This window comes from Stenotrophomonas sp. SAU14A_NAIMI4_5 (assembly GCF_003086795.1).
Lineage (GTDB): Bacteria > Pseudomonadota > Gammaproteobacteria > Xanthomonadales > Xanthomonadaceae > Stenotrophomonas.
In genome coordinates, this window is the sequence record NZ_CP026003.1 from 695,300 (window position 1) to 709,767 (window position 14,468).

General features: G+C 68.8%; 9 protein-coding genes and 1 pseudogene. 7 read left to right on the forward strand and 3 right to left on the reverse strand.

Annotated elements, in window-relative coordinates:
• Positions 1-18: 18 nt before the first annotated feature.
• Positions 19-1,497, reverse strand: a complete 1,479-nt coding sequence (locus C1925_RS03180; RefSeq protein WP_108767669.1) for a leucyl aminopeptidase — start codon at positions 1,495-1,497, stop codon at positions 19-21.
• Between the two features lie 104 nt (positions 1,498-1,601).
• Here C1925_RS03180 and lptF point away from each other — a divergent pair, with 104 nt between their 5' ends.
• The 3 genes from lptF (at position 1,602) to C1925_RS03195 (ending at position 4,717) form a co-directional block, all read left to right on the forward strand.
• The gene (gene lptF, locus C1925_RS03185; protein ID WP_108767670.1) at positions 1,602-2,684 is read left to right on the forward strand and encodes an LPS export ABC transporter permease LptF; all 1,083 of its coding nucleotides are present in this window, start codon (positions 1,602-1,604) and stop codon (positions 2,682-2,684) included.
• On the forward strand, positions 2,681-3,781 hold the full coding sequence (gene lptG / locus C1925_RS03190; protein ID WP_108767671.1) for an LPS export ABC transporter permease LptG: 1,101 nt from the start codon (positions 2,681-2,683) through the stop codon (positions 3,779-3,781). Before lptF ends, lptG begins: the two co-directional genes overlap by 4 nt.
• A gap of 78 nt (positions 3,782-3,859) precedes the next feature.
• The gene (locus tag C1925_RS03195) at positions 3,860-4,717 is read left to right on the forward strand and encodes a hypothetical protein (RefSeq protein ID WP_108770600.1); all 858 of its coding nucleotides are present in this window, start codon (positions 3,860-3,862) and stop codon (positions 4,715-4,717) included.
• A gap of 93 nt (positions 4,718-4,810) precedes the next feature.
• Here C1925_RS03195 and C1925_RS03200 read toward each other — a convergent pair whose 3' ends face one another.
• The gene (locus C1925_RS03200; protein ID WP_108767672.1) at positions 4,811-5,302 is read right to left on the reverse strand and encodes an RDD family protein; all 492 of its coding nucleotides are present in this window, start codon (positions 5,300-5,302) and stop codon (positions 4,811-4,813) included.
• Between the two features lie 56 nt (positions 5,303-5,358).
• Here C1925_RS03200 and xerD point away from each other — a divergent pair, with 56 nt between their 5' ends.
• Entirely contained in the window at positions 5,359-6,336 is a 978-nt protein-coding gene (gene xerD / locus C1925_RS03205; protein ID WP_108767673.1) for a site-specific tyrosine recombinase XerD, read from the forward strand.
• 98 nt (positions 6,337-6,434) lie between these two features.
• The gene (locus C1925_RS03210) at positions 6,435-7,220 is read left to right on the forward strand and encodes a DsbC family protein (RefSeq protein WP_108767674.1); all 786 of its coding nucleotides are present in this window, start codon (positions 6,435-6,437) and stop codon (positions 7,218-7,220) included.
• 122 nt (positions 7,221-7,342) lie between these two features.
• Here the strand turns inward: C1925_RS03210 and C1925_RS03215 are convergent, their stop codons facing one another.
• A complete protein-coding gene (locus tag C1925_RS03215) occupies positions 7,343-9,457 on the reverse strand; it encodes a glycosyl hydrolase family 18 protein (protein ID WP_108767675.1) in 2,115 nt (704 codons plus the stop codon).
• A 754-nt stretch (positions 9,458-10,211) separates the two neighbouring features.
• On the opposite strand from C1925_RS03215, the pseudogene C1925_RS03220 reads away from it, so the two are divergent.
• Positions 10,212-10,304: pseudogene (locus tag C1925_RS03220) on the forward strand (IS3 family transposase); the annotation flags it as partial.
• Positions 10,305-10,539: 235 nt separating this feature from the next.
• A complete protein-coding gene (gene purL / locus C1925_RS03225; RefSeq protein ID WP_108767676.1) occupies positions 10,540-14,424 on the forward strand; it encodes a phosphoribosylformylglycinamidine synthase in 3,885 nt (1,294 codons plus the stop codon).
• The last annotated feature ends 44 nt before the right edge of the window (positions 14,425-14,468 follow it).

Here is a 14,468-nt window from a genome sequence, read left to right on the forward strand (position 1 = left end):
CCAGGGGCAGGTACGGCATCAGGCGCGGGCGACCTGGTCCAGCAGCCACTGGCTCAGCAGGCCGACCGGGCGGCCGGTGGCCATGCCACGCTTGCCTTCGTCGCTGGCCACGCCGGCGATGTCCAGGTGAGCCCAGCGCTGGCCTTCGGCGAAGCGCGACAGGAAGCAGCCGGCGGTGATGGCGCCGGCCCAGCGGCCGCCGATGTTGTAGACGTCGGCGAAGCTGGAATCCAGCATCGGCTGGTACTCATCCCACAGCGGCAGGCGCCAGGCGCGGTCGAACACGTGCTCGCCGGCGGCCAGCAGCTCGTTGGCCAGGTCGTCGTGCTTGCTCATCAGGCCGGCGGTCTGGTGGCCCAGGGCAACCAGGCAGGCGCCGGTCAGGGTGGCCACGTCAACCAGGGCGGCCGGCTCGAAGCGCTGCGCGTAGGTCAGCGCGTCGCACAGGATCAGGCGGCCTTCGGCGTCGGTGTTGCCGACTTCGATGGTCTTGCCCGACATCGAGGTGATCACGTCGGACGGGCGGTAGGCATTGCCGTCGATGGCGTTTTCCACCGCCGGCACGACCACCACCAGGTTCAGCGGCAGCTTGGCCTTCACGGCAGCGACGAAGGTGCCGATGACGTTGGCGCCACCGCACATGTCGTACTTCATCTCCTCGATGCCGCCCTGGGTCTTCAGGTTGACGCCACCGGTATCGAAGGTGATGCCCTTGCCGACCAGCACGTACGGCTTGGCGTCGCCGCCACCGGTCCACTTCAGCACGACCAGGCGCGGGCGGTTGGCCGAACCACGGGCCACGGCCAGCAGCGAGCCCATGCCCAGCGCTTCCATCTGGTGCTCGTCGAGGATCTCGGCTTCGGCGCCGTCGTGCTCGCCGGCGAACTTCACGCCCACTTCAGCCAGGTAGGCCGGGGTGCAGTAGTTCGGCGGCAGGTTGCCCAGCTCGCGGGCGAACTCGACACCGGCAGCGATGGCCTGGCCCTGGGCCAGGGCCTGGGCGTCGTCGCCGGCGATGGCCAGCTGGGCCAGGCCGGCGTCATCGGCCTTCTTCTTGCCCAGGGTGACGGTGTAGCGGTAGGCGGCGTGGTCGGCGGCGATCACCGCCTGGCGGATCGCCCAGGCCGCGTCGCGGTCCTTCACGGCCACTTCGGACAGGGTGAACAGCGCGCTGCGGGCGGCGCCGGCCTTGAGCGCGCGCACGGCGTCGCCGACGGCCTTCAGGTACTGCGGCACGCCGAAACGGGCGGCTTCGCCGAGGCCGACCACCAGCACGCGCGGGGCGCTGACGCCCGGCAGGTCATGCAGCAGGGTGGTGGCGCCGGTCTTGCCGGACAGGTCGCCGCGCTGGGCCAGGGCGGCCAGGCGGCCACCGCTGGCGGCGTCCAGGGCCTGGGCGGCCGGGGTCAGTGAGTGGTCGGCATAGGCGCCGACGACCAGGCAGTCGACGCCGGCGGCGGCCGGCGCGAGGTGGTTCAGGGTGAATTCGAGGGCCATTGAGCAGATTCCATTGGCGAGTCCGTACAATCGCAGGCCGTTTACGCCCAGACAGTAGACTGGGCGGCACCGCGAACGAACCCCAGAGTTTAAACCACCGCCCCATGCTGAAGCTCGACCGATACCTGCTGGGCGATTTCGTCCAGAGTTTCCTGGCTACCCTGATCGTCCTGCTGGTGGTCAGCGTGGGCGGCGTGCTGGTGGACATCCTCGGCAACATCGCCGACGGACGGCTGCCGGCCAAGCTGCTGTTCTCGCAGCTGGGCCTGCAGTTCATCGCCTACATGCCGCTGATCCTGCCACTGGCACTGATGCTGGGCCTGCTGCTGTCCATCGCCCGCCTGTACCGCGATTCGGAAATGGCGGTCATCACCGCCATTGGCGTGGGGCCCAAGCGTCTGCTGCGGCCGCTGCTGATGCTGGTGGTGCCGGTGGTGCTGCTGGTCGGCGCCTGCTCGCTGTGGCTGGGCCCCTGGGCCGGCCGCACCGCCGAGCAGATGATCCAGGACGCCAACCGCAGCGTGCTGATGGCCGGGCTGGAGCCGGGCCGCTTCACCCCGCTGCCCAATGGCGGGGTGGTCTACCTGTCCTCGATTTCGCCCGATGGCACGAAGCTGGGCCGCGTGTTCCTGCAGCGGCAGAAGGATGACCGCCTGGAGGTGGTGTCCGCCGCCGGCGGCCGCATGTTCTTCGAGGGCAAGCAGCAGCGCTTCCTGGAGCTGGATGACGGCCACCAGGTGGAGGGCCCGCTGGCCGGCGCGCTGGATTACCGCCTGGCGACCTTCGCCCGCAATGATGTGGCTCTGCCCGACGGCGCCCAGGCCAAGGAGGAGGATGACCCCGAGCTGATGCCGACCCTGCAGCTGCTGGGTGACGACCGCGCCGAGGCCAAGGCCCAGCTGCACCGCCGCGTCGCCCCGCCGCTGATCGCCCTGGCCTTCGCCCTGCTGACCGTGCCGCTGGGCCGCAGCTCGCCGCGCCAGCAGCGCTATGGCCGGATGATGCTGGCCCTGCTGGCCTACATGGTCGGCACCAACCTGATGTTCATCGGCAGTGGCTGGATCGCCAACGGCAGGATTCCGCCTGCCGTCGGCCTGTGGTGGCTGACCCTGCCGCTGCTCGGCTTCGCGCTGTGGATGTATTTCCGCGATGGCCGCCTGGCGCGCCCGAAGGGAGCCCGCGCATGAAGCTGCGACCGATGCGTTTCGATTTCTACCTGGGCCGTGCGGTGTTCACCACCGTGCTGCTCACCTGGGCGGTGTTGACCGGCCTGGACGTGGTGATGGCCTTCTCCGGTGAGTTCAAGGACATCGGCAAGAACGGCTATTCACTGGGCCATGCCGCGGCCTGGGTGCTGTACACCGTGCCGCGCCGGGCCTACACCTTCTTCCCGACCGCCGCGGTGATCGGCGCGCTGATGGGCCTGGGCCAGCTGGCCGCCACCTCCGAGCTGACCGCGCTGCGCGCGCTGGGCCTGTCGCGCAAGCGCCTCAGTGTGTCGGTGGCGATCGCGCTGTCGCTGCTCACCGGCGTGATGGTGATCAGTGCCGAGACCCTTGGGCCGTGGGGCCAGAACCGCGCCGATGCGCTGAAGATGAGCGCCAAGTGGGGCACCGATGTGACCACGGCCCGTTATTCGGGCCTGTGGGCACGCGAGGGTGACACCTTCCTCAACGCTGCCAGCGGCGAAGAGCAGCTGGTCGGTGACAAGGGCACGCGGCTGATCCTGCGTGACGTGCGCCTGTACCGCATCGCCGAGGACGGCAACATCGCCTCGCTGACCCACGCCGCCACTGCCGAGCATGACAGAGACGGCTGGGTGCTGACGGGGGTCAAGCGTGACACCTTCGCCGAGCGTGGCGCGACCCGCGAGGAAGCCGCACGCGAGCCCTGGGATTCCAAGCTGGATGCCGGCGCGCTGGCGACCGGCATCGCCAAGCCGCGCAACCTGAAGTTGAGCGAGTTGAGCACCAGCATCGAATACCGCGAGCGCAACGGCCTGGATGCCCGCGATTTCGAGGATATCTACTGGAGCCGCTGGTTCTACCCGCTGAATGTGCTGGCGCTGTGCCTGGCCGCCGTGCCGTTCGCGTTCGGTTCGCTGCGCAGCGGCGGCATGGGCAAGCGCCTGTTCCTGGGCATCCTGTTCGCGCTGGGCTTCTGGCTGCTGCAGCTGTTCTTCGGGCGTATGGCCGGTGCGCTGAAATTCGATTACCGCATTGCGTACGCGTTGCCGCCCATCGTCATGCTGGCGGTGTCCGGCTGGCTGTTCCGGCGCAGGTAGCAGCGCCGGTCTTCACCGCGCGGGCGCATGCGGCGCCCGCACGCTCCACCCCAAGGATGAACACTTTCAAGGATGAACATGCTCTTCAAACGCCTGCTTCCTGCTGTTGCCGCCCTGTTCCTGCTGGCCGGCTGCAGCCGCTCGGTCGACTTCGAGATCGACAACCCCACCGATGAGCCGGTGACCCTGTCGATCGACGCGCAGCCGCATCTGATTCCGCCGCACACCGCGGTGCCCATCAGCCTGGAGCCGGGCCAGTACCGCCTGCAGAGCAGCAAGATCGGCAGCGTGCGCATGGTGGTCTACGCCGGCGGCATCGGTGGCCTGATCAACCCGACGCTGAGCGAGTACGTGATCGTGACCGAGCAGTACGTCACCAGCAAAACCAATTCCGGTGGCCTGGTGTCCAAGGTCGAGTTGAATGACGTGGTGATCGACGGCCCGTACGTGAAGGTGACCGGCTTCTTCATTCCGCGCCGCTGGGATGTCGGCCTGCTGGGCGAACTGCCGACCACGGTGGTGTCCAACAGCCCGGATACCTCGTCGGATTACCGCACCAAGCTCTTCAACGTGCCCGGCTTCTTCGAGTATCTGGAAGCGGAGGACGAACTGAAGGAAGCGTTTGGCCCGGATGGCTACCGGACGCCGGACGCGACGGTCGAGTACACCGCGGCCACCCTGCCGGAACTGCCGGCCGCCTTCGAGGACAAGGGCAAGCCGATGCGCGAACTGTATGCGCAGTACCTGGCGGCCAGCGATGCCGGTGAGCAGAAGCGCCTGAAGAAGGCCAGCCTGAAGCTGTGGCAGGACTTCGGCGCGACCCGCGCGGCCTTGAACGGAAAGATCCCGGTCGCCGACGACGTCAAGGCGACGGCGTTCTCGTCGCAGTTCTTCGAGCTTTGGACACAGCCGGCGGTGATCCTGCCGGAAGGCTGACCCGTAGCGTCGAGCTTGCTCGACGGCCGTGCACCGCAGTCGAGCAAGCTCGACTCTACGTGGGTAGCGCCGGGCCATGCCCGGCGGATTTTCTCAGCGCTTCGGCATCCGCACCACGTGGGTGCCGCTGGCGCGGTCGTGCCAGGTCAGGCGCTGCCGGTCCAGCCACGCCCACCAGAACCCCAGCCCACCCAGCAGCAGCGACAGCGTGGCCACCGCGAAGCGCAGCCACAGCTGGCGGCGCCGCAGCGGCGTGCCATCACGCGATTCCAGCTTCAGCCGCCACGGCCGCATGCCCAGGGTCTGCCCGCCGCGGCGCCAGCTGGCCGTGGCGTACCACCCGGTCACCGCCCAGCACACCGCCCACAGCAGCCACTGCCAGGCGCTGAAAGGCGCGATGTTCTCGCGCTGCGCATGGCCGCTGAAGGTATAGGCCAGGGTGAACAGCGTGCCGGCCAGCATCCACAGCGCCAATACCGGCAATGCGTCATAGACCATCGCCAGCACGCGCCACGGCAGCAGCGCACGCGGGCGGGGCGTTTCGGTGGCGGCCGCAGTGGCCGCGTCGGGGGCAGGGCGGGACATGCGCCGAGCATACGCAAAGCTGGCCGCGCCCGCAGTGGCCCTCGTATCCTGCACGCATGGCCGTCATTTCCACCCCTGCCGAACGCCGCCAGCTGGTTACCCAGCTGCCGGAACTGCGCGCCGACGACAGCGTGCGCATCCAGCGCTTCCTCGATGCGATCTGGGCCGAGAACGGCCTGGCCCGCGCCACCCTGGACAGCTACCGGCGCGACCTGGAAGGGCTCGCGCGCTGGATGGATGGCCGCGAGGGCGGCCTGGCCGGCATCGAACGCCCGGGCCTGCTCGATTACCTGGCCTGGCGCACCCGCCATGGCTGGTCGCCGCGCAGCAACGCGCGCCTGCTGTCGGCGCTGCGCGCGTTCTTCGCCGATGGGGTGCGCCGCGGCGAGCGCAGCGAAGACCCCAGCGCGCTGCTGGACCCGCCCAAGCTGCCCCGGCTGCTGCCCAAGGCGCTGGCCGAAAGCCAGATCGACGCTCTGCTGGCCGCGCCGGACATCGAGAGTCCGCTGGGCCTGCGCGACCGCGCCATGCTGGAACTGATGTATGCCGCCGGCCTGCGCGTGAGCGAGCTGGTGCTGCTGCCGGCCACCGCGGTCAACCTGCGCCAGGGCGTGCTGCGGGTGACCGGCAAGGGCAGCAAGGAGCGCCTGGTGCCGCTGGGCGAGGAATCGCAGCATTGGCTGGAACGCTACCTGCAGCAGTCGCGGCCGCAGCTGGTGGGCAAGGGCAAGGTGCACGCGCTGGCCGATGGGCAGACGCCGTTGTTCATCGAGCCGAGCCTGCATGCGCTGACCCGGCAGGCGTTCTGGCACCTGGTCAAGCGTCATGCGCAGGTGGCCGGCATCGATCCGGCGCGGATCAGCCCGCACGGCCTGCGCCACAGCTTCGCCACCCACCTGTTGAACCGGGGCGCGGACCTGCGCGCGCTGCAGATGCTGCTGGGCCACAGTTCACTGTCCACCACCCAGATCTACACCCTGGTGGCGCGCGAACACCTGCAGAAGCTGCACGCGCGGCATCACCCGCGCGGCTGAACGGAGCGCGCGGCGCGTCACCCGGGGCGTGCGCGCGGTCGCGGCCCGTCACACGGGCCTGTGTCAGAATCCGGGGTCTGATTCCCAGCGGATTGCCCATGTTCCGATTTGCCATCGCTGCACTGTTCAGCGCGGTCAGCCTGACCGCCTGTGCCCAACCGGCTCCGCCCGCCGCCAAGGCCCCGGCTGCCGCGGCCGCCAAGGCCAGCCCGGGCGCCAACGGCGCCTCCGAACAGACGGTGCGCGCCGCACTCGCCACGCTCATCCCCGGTTCCAAGGTGGATTACATCGGCTCGGCGCCGTTCCCCGGCTTCCGCGAAGTGCTGGTGTCCGGCCAGCTGCTGTACGTGTCCGACGACGGTCGCTACCTGTTCCAGTCGCAGCCCTACGACATCCAGGCAAAGGGCCCGGCCAACAGCGAGGGCCTGCTCGGCTACCGCCGCGACCTGCTGGCCAAGGCCAACCACGGTGACCGCATCGTGTTCGCCGCGCCCAATGCGAAGTACACCATCAGCGTGTTCACCGATATCGAGTGCGGTTACTGCCGCAAGCTGCACCAGGACATCGCCGAACTCAACCGCAACGGCATTTCCGTTGAATACCTCGCGTTCCCGCGCATGGGCCTGGGCAGCAAGGATTACGTCGACATGATCTCGGTCTGGTGCGCCGCCGATCGTCGCCAGGCACTTACCAACGCCAAACGTGGCGGCAGCGTGCCGGCGAAGAACTGCACCAACCCGGTGGCCATGCAGTACGCGCTGGGCCAGCAGCTGGGCGTCAATGGCACGCCGGCGATCTTCGCGGCCGATGGCACCCAGCTGGGCGGCTATCTGCCGCCGGCGCAGCTGCGTGCGGCGCTGGAAAAGCTGTCCGCCAAGCGCTGACCGCAACATCGCCGGGCATGGCCCGGCGCTACCGTGGGATGGCCGGGTAGCGCCGGGCCATGCCCGGCGGATGTTGAATCCATGGGGAAAGCCGGGGACGCGATGCGTCCCCGGCTTTTTCCTTATTTCAGGCCATCACTGACCGCCTTGGTCAGCGTGCCCTGCGCATCGTCACCACTGAACTCCCAGACAAACGCACCACCCAGGCCCTGCGTTTTCACGTAGCCCATCTTGCGGGTGATGTTGGCCGGGGTGTCGAAGCTCCACAGCGTGCTGCCGTTGTAGATCCAGGTGGCACCGGCGGTATTGTCGGTATAGCCCTGCCAGGCCAGATTCTTCAGCACCTTCCAGTCTTCGATGCCGGCCTCGTAGGTACCCGGTGCGGCGCCGCCGGCGGTCTGGTACATGCCGTTGTTGCCGCTGGCCACCCCGGTCCAGCCACGGCCGTAGTAGCCAATGCCCAGGTTGAGCTTGGCTGCGGGCACGCCGCGGCTGATGAAGGCCTCGATGGCGTCGTTGCTGTTGTACAGCTTCTGGTCGCCTGTGGACGGATCATCCGGCGAATCGAACAACGCCGACTGGTGATTGGTCTTCGCATCCCACGCGCCGTGGAAGTCGTAGGTCATCACGTTGATGTAATCCAGGTACGGGTGGTACGCCGCCGGGTCGGTGACGCGGACCTTGTCGATGCCCGCACCCACGGCCACCGTCAGCAGCAGGCCCGGTCGCACCGCATCGAGCTGGCGGCGGAACTCGGCCATCAGCGCGGTGAAGTTGGCGTTGTCCTCCGGCTTGCCGCACTCGATGCCGCAGGCCACCGGGTATTCCCAGTCGATGTCGATGCCGTCGAACACACCCAGCGCCGCGCCGGTACCACCGGCACCGTCGGTCACCGGCAGGTTGCCCTTGATGTAGGCATCGATGCAGGAGGCCACGAAGGCCTGGCGGTTTTCCGGGCGTGCCGCGCTGGAGAAGCCGCGTGACCAGGTCCAGCCGCCCAGCGAGATCAGCACCTTCAGGTTCGGGTACTTGGCCTTGAGCTGCTTGAGCTGGTTCCAGTTGCCGCGCAGCGGCTGGTCCCAGGTGTCGGCGCCGCCGCTGACGCTCTCACCCGCGCCGAAGGCCTTGCTGTAATCGGCGAACGCATCGCCGCCGGCGCCGGTGTTGGGGTCCGAGGCCTGGGTGATGCCCACTTCGCAGCGGTTGTTGCGCACGTTGCCGAAGGCGTAGTTGATGTGGGTCAGGCGCGCGGCCGAGCCGCTGCTGTCGATGTTCTTCACCCGGTAGTTGCGGCCGTAGATGCCCCACTGGGTGAAGTAGCCGATGACCCGCTTGCCGGTGCCGCCACTGTCACCGGCCAGCGTGGTAGCGCTGATCTCGGTGCCCTGCGCCGAGGCGTTGCCGGCGTTGTCGCGGGCGCGTACGCGGTAGCGGTAGGTGGTCGAGGCGGTCAGGCCACCATCGACGTAGCTGGCGCTGGACGGCGAGCCGACCAGGCTGCCGTTGCGGTACACGTCGTAGCCGGCCAGGCCGCTGCCGCCGGTGTTGTCGGTGGACGGGCTCCAGCTCAGCGCGATGCTGCTGGCGGTGCGGGTGCCCACGGCCAGCCCGCCGGGCACGCTGGGCGCGATGGTATCGCCGCTGGCCGCGTTGACGGTGATGGTGATGGTAGGCGTGCTGGTGGTGGCGTTGTGGTTGTCGGTGGCCACCGCGCGCAGGGTGTGGCTGCCGGCGCTGGCGTTGGCCCAGCTGGCGCTGTAGGGCGCGCTGGTGTCGACCCCGATCGAGCTGCCATCGCGGAAGAACTCGACCTTGCTGACGCTGCCGTCCGGGTCGCTGGCCGTGGCGCTGACGGTGACCGTGCTGCCGGCGCTGAAGGTGGCGCCATTGGCCGGCGAGGTCAGGCTGACCACCGGCGGCTGGTTGGCGCCGCTGCCATCACAGGCGCCGAGGTTGGTGTAGTAGGGCGCCCCGGCCGGGTGGTCCGGCGGTGCGTTCCAGATGTCCTGGTTCGCCCGGTACAGGACCCCTCCCTTCTGCAGGGTGTCGCCGGCCCGGTAGATTTTGGCCTGGTCCCACTGCGCCACACCGGCACAGCTGGCGGCCTGGGCCAGGCCCGGCAGGGCGGCCGCCCCGGCGGCCAGGGCCAGCAGCCAGGCCAGGCGGCGCGGGCGGGGTGAGCGGGAGGAACGTTCGGCACTGCGTACATCGGCACTCTGCACAAGCTTGTCGTACATGGTGTGTCTCCGACTTCCGGTGGCGCGCGGGCCGGATGGCGCCGCGCGTGACGCAGGTCCGGACGTCGCCCGGGAGGGGGGCGACGGTGGGGGCGGACGGGGTACCTGGGTTACCGGGGAGAGAGTCCGGGGCCAGGTGGGGACAACGTTGTCATCAATTGCCCGGTCAATCCGTGAGCGAGTGCATGGTTCCGGCATTTCGGCGAAGAGCGGCGCTGGCGCGCGGTTGGCTGCCATCGGCGGGGCCCCCTCGTGGCTGGGGATTTCCGCGAAGAGCGGATTTCTGGGGGAGGCCGGGCGGGTGGGCTGCGCAGGGGACGCTGCAAGTACGTCCATGTAAGCTCGTAGGCGCCATCCATGGCGCCTGCGCCCCTGCGCAACCCACCCGCCCGGCCACGGACAGGTTCCTGCGCGCGCCAGCCACGAAAGACAAAAGAAAATTCAAAAGCAAAAGCCGGTCGCTGCGCTCTGGATGCCTGATTTCCTGCTTTTGCTTTGTTTCCCTGCTGCCGGCCAGCGGCCGGCACTACCGGGCGGCATCCACGCATGGCGTGGATCTACTGGCCACCGGGAAACTGTCGGAGGCGGGGTGGGTCCGGTTGCGGGGGTGTGAGCGGCATGGATGCCGCGACCAAGCCCCCATGGTGAAGTGACCCCCTGGAGTTGGACACCTGATCCAACCCAGAGGGTTATATGAATAGATATGAGGTTCGTTTCAAATTGCAGGTGGCCAAAGAGGCCTGCAAGACCTCCATACATCCGGTACTACAACGAAGACCGTATCCGATTGAAACTAAAGGGCCTGAGCCCGGTAAAGTACCGGCAGCAGGCCGCGTTGGCCGCCTGATCCCCCAACTGTCCAACTTTTGGGGGTCACTTCATGGATGGGTTTACGGCGTCCCCCGCAACCGGACCCACCCCGCCATCCCCCAGAAAACCCGCTGTTGCCGTTGCTCCGGCTCTTGCTCCGGCCGTTGCCGTGGCCTGGGCGCCTCTGCGGGTGCCGGGCGCCGCCCGGCCAAAGCCCTCCCCCCGGTTCCGGTACAATGTCGGGCCCGTTTCCCAACTACGGTTCCCCGGACATGATGGTCCTCGAGGGCGCGCCCGCCCTGTCGCTGTTCCGCCGCGAACGCCTTGAATCCCGCCTGCAGTCCATCGCTCCCTCCCTGCGCATCAGCGGTGCCTGGCACGTCTACTTCGTGCAGCCAGAAGGCACGGCCGCCCCCGACGTGGCCACCCTGTGCCGCATCCTGGAAGCCCAGCCGCAGGCCGAGGCCATCGCCGACGGTGCCGTCAGCCGCATCGTCGTGCCCCGCCTGGGCACCCTGTCGCCCTGGTCCAGCAAGGCCACCGAACTGGTCCGCGGTGCCGGCCAGCCGGTCAGCCGGGTCGAGCGCGGCCTGCGCATCGACGTGCAGGGCTGGCCGACCGAGGCCGCCGCCCAGCAGGCGCTGGTCAAGGCCCTGCATGACCCGATGACCCAGTCGGTGCTGGACACCGTCGACCAGGGCCAGGCGCTGTTCACCACCCCGGCGCGGGGTGAACTGGAACGCGTGCCGGTGGACCAGCTGGAGGCCGCCAACCAGCGCCTCGGCCTGGCCATGGCCCAGGACGAGATCGACTACCTGCGCGAACGCTTCACCGCGCTGGGCCGCTCGCCGTCCGATGTCGAACTGATGATGTTCGCGCAGGCCAACTCCGAGCACTGCCGCCACAAGATCTTCAACGCCAGCTGGACCATCGACGGCCAGGAACAGGACCGTTCGCTGTTCCGGATGATCAAGAACACCCACCAGCAGACCCCGCAGCACACGCTCAGCGCGTACAGCGACAATGCCGCGGTGATCGAAGGCCACCCGGCCTCGCGCTACCGCCCCGATCCGGCCAGTGGCGAGTACCGCCGCGAACCGCAGGTGCCCAGCGCCTTCCAGATCAAGGTGGAAACGCACAACCACCCGACCGCGATCGCACCGTTCCCGGGCGCCTCGACCGGCAACGGTGGCGAGATCCGCGACGAGGGTGCGACCGGTCGTGGCGGCAAGCCGAAGGCCGGCCTGTCCGGTTTCTCGGTCTCGCACCTGCGCATTCCCGAGCTGCCGCAGCCGTGGGAAGCGCCGCGCGCGCTGAACCCGCGCATGGCACCGGCGCTGGAAATCATGACCGACGGCCCGCTCGGCGGCGCCGCGTTCAACAACGAGTTCGGCCGCCCGAACCTGCTCGGCTACTTCCGCAGCTTCGAGCTGCCTGAAGGCGCCGATCTGGTCCGCGCCTACGACAAGCCGATCATGCTGGCCGGTGGCCTGGGCGCGATCGACCGCATCCAGGTCGACAAGATCCAGCTGCAGGCCGGTGATGCGGTCATCGTGCTCGGTGGCCCTGCGATGCTGATCGGCCTCGGTGGCGGTGCCGCCAGTTCGGTGGCCTCCGGCGAAAGCGCCGAGGACCTGGACTTCGCCAGCGTGCAGCGCGACAACCCGGAAATGGAGCGCCGCTGCCAGGAGGTCATCGACCGCTGCGTGGCGATGGGGGCCAACAACCCGATCAAGTTCTTCCACGATGTCGGTGCCGGTGGCCTGTCCAATGCCATCCCCGAACTGCTGCACGACTCGAACGTCGGCGGCGTCATCGATCTGGGCAAGGTGCCCACCGATGATCCGTCGCTGTCGCCGATGCAGCTGTGGTGCAACGAATCGCAGGAACGCTACGTGCTGGGCGTAGCCCAGGAGCGCTTGGCCGAGTTCGCCGCGCTGTGCGCCCGCGAGCGCTGCCCGTTCGCCGCCGTCGGCGTGGCCACCGCCGAAGAACACCTGGTCGTGGCCTACGGCGCCGTGCCGGGCCACACCCCGGCCGATGCGCCGATCGACCTGCCGATGGACGTTCTGTTCGGCAAGCCGCCGAAGATGCATCGCGACACCGCACACCCGCCGGCCCCGCGCTGGCCGGCGCTGAAGACCGGTGGCCTGGACCTGCAGGAAGCCGGCCTGCGCGTGCTCGCGCACCCGACCGTGGCCTCGAAGAACTTCCTGGTCACCATCGGTGACCGCAGCGTCGGTGGCCTGACCGCGCGCGAGCAGATGGTCGGCCCGTGGCAGCTGCCGGTGGCTGACGTTGCCATCACCCTGGCCGACTTCGACGGCGTGGCCGGCGAAGCGATGTCGCTGGGCGAGCGCACCCCGCTGGCCCTGCTCGATGCTGCTGCTTCGGCACGCATGGCCGTGGGCGAAGCGCTGACCAACCTGTGCGCGGCTCCGGTCGATGCGCTGGATGAGATCAAGCTGTCGGCGAACTGGATGGCCGCTGCCGGCCACCCGGGCGAAGACGCGCTGCTGTACGACGCGGTGAAGGCGGTGGGCATGGAGCTGTGCCCGCAGCTGGACATCAGCATTCCGGTGGGCAAGGACTCGCTGTCGATGCAGGCGCAGTGGCACGACCAGGGCGAAGCGCACAAGAGCGTGTCGCCGGTGTCGCTGGTCATCTCGGCGTTCGCGCCGGTGGCCGACGTGCGCCAGCAGCTGACCCCGCTGCTCGACCGCGACGTGGACAGCGAGCTGTGGCTGATCGGCCTCGGTGCCGGCAAGCAGCGCCTGGGCGGTTCGATCCTGGCCCAGGTGCATGCCGACCACGGCGACCTGCCGGCCTTCGCCGGTGCCGCCCCGGACCTGGATGACCCGCAGCGCCTGCGTGGTTTCTTCGAACTGATCCGCGATGCGCGCCAGGCCGGTCTGCTGCTGGCCTACCACGACCGCAGCGACGGCGGTGCCTTCGCCGCACTGTGCGAAATGGCCTTCACCTCGCGCCTCGGCCTGGACATCACCCTCGATGCCTGGGGCGATGATCCGTTCCGCAGCCTGTTCAACGAAGAACTGGGTGCGGTGGTGCAGATCGCCCGCGAAGACCGTGCGGCTTTCGCCGACCTGGTCGAGCGCCATGCCCTGATCGAGTGCGCGCAGCGCATCGCCAAGCCGACCACCGCACCGGTGGTGCGCGTGTCGCTGGGCGGCGAGAACCTGGCCGAATGGCGCTGGGAAGCGCTGTTCGACGCCTGGTGGTCGGTCACCCACGCGATGCAGAAGCGCCGCGACAATCCGGCCAACGCCGATGCCGAGCGCGAGGTGGCGCGTGCGTTCAATGCGCCGGGCCTGAAGCCGAAGCTGAGCTTCGACCTCAACGAAGACGTGGCCGCGCCGTTCATCAGCACCGGTGCGCGTCCGCGCGTGGCCGTGCTGCGCGAACAGGGCGTCAACGGCCAGATCGAAATGGCCAACGCCTTCGAACGTGCCGGCTTCCGCGCGTACGACGTGCACATGAGCGACCTCATCGAAGGCCGCGTCGCCCTGCAGGAGTTCACCGGCCTGGTGGCCTGTGGCGGCTTCAGCTACGGCGACGTGCTCGGTGCCGGTCGTGGCTGGGCGACCTCGATCCTCGAGCGCAGCGCGCTGCGTGATGCCTTCGCCGCGTTCTTCGCCCGCGAGGACAGCTTCGCCCTGGGCGTGTGCAACGGCTGCCAGATGATGAGCCAGCTGAAGGACATCATCCCCGGTGCCGAGCACTGGCCGCAGTTCCGCCGCAACGCCAGCGAGCAGTTCGAAGCCCGCACCGCGCTGCTGGAAGTGGTGGAGTCGCCGTCGATCCTGCTGCGTGGCATGGCCGGTTCGCGCCTGCAGGTGGCGGTGGCGCATGGCGAAGGCCAGGCCGTGTTCGACAACGCCGTGGACCAGGCCACCGCACGCGTGGCGCTGCGCTACATCGATGGCAACGGCAACGTCGCCAGCCAGTACCCGCTGAACCCGAACGGTTCGCCGGACGGCATCACCGGCCTGACCAGCACCGACGGTCGCGTCACCATCATGATGCCGCACCCGGAACGCACGCCGCGTGCGCTCAACCTGAGCTGGGCCCCGGCCGAATGGCAGGGTGATTCGCCGTGGATGCGCATGTTCCGCAACGCGCGGGTGTGGTGCGGCTGACGGCGCATTTGCCGCGCAGGCTGCAATGCGATGACGTACGGAAA

Coding starts and splice junctions, on each gene's coding strand:
- C1925_RS03180 (WP_108767669.1), bottom strand. CDS start 1,497: ATGGCCCTCGAATTCACCCTGAACCACCTCGCGCCGGCCGCCGCCGGC.
- lptF (WP_108767670.1), top strand. CDS start 1,602: ATGCTGAAGCTCGACCGATACCTGCTGGGCGATTTCGTCCAGAGTTTC.
- lptG (WP_108767671.1), top strand. CDS start 2,681: ATGAAGCTGCGACCGATGCGTTTCGATTTCTACCTGGGCCGTGCGGTG.
- C1925_RS03195 (WP_108770600.1), top strand. CDS start 3,860: ATGCTCTTCAAACGCCTGCTTCCTGCTGTTGCCGCCCTGTTCCTGCTG.
- C1925_RS03200 (WP_108767672.1), bottom strand. CDS start 5,302: ATGTCCCGCCCTGCCCCCGACGCGGCCACTGCGGCCGCCACCGAAACG.
- xerD (WP_108767673.1), top strand. CDS start 5,359: ATGGCCGTCATTTCCACCCCTGCCGAACGCCGCCAGCTGGTTACCCAG.
- C1925_RS03210 (WP_108767674.1), top strand. CDS start 6,435: ATGTTCCGATTTGCCATCGCTGCACTGTTCAGCGCGGTCAGCCTGACC.
- C1925_RS03215 (WP_108767675.1), bottom strand. CDS start 9,457: ATGTACGACAAGCTTGTGCAGAGTGCCGATGTACGCAGTGCCGAACGT.
- purL (WP_108767676.1), top strand. CDS start 10,540: ATGATGGTCCTCGAGGGCGCGCCCGCCCTGTCGCTGTTCCGCCGCGAA.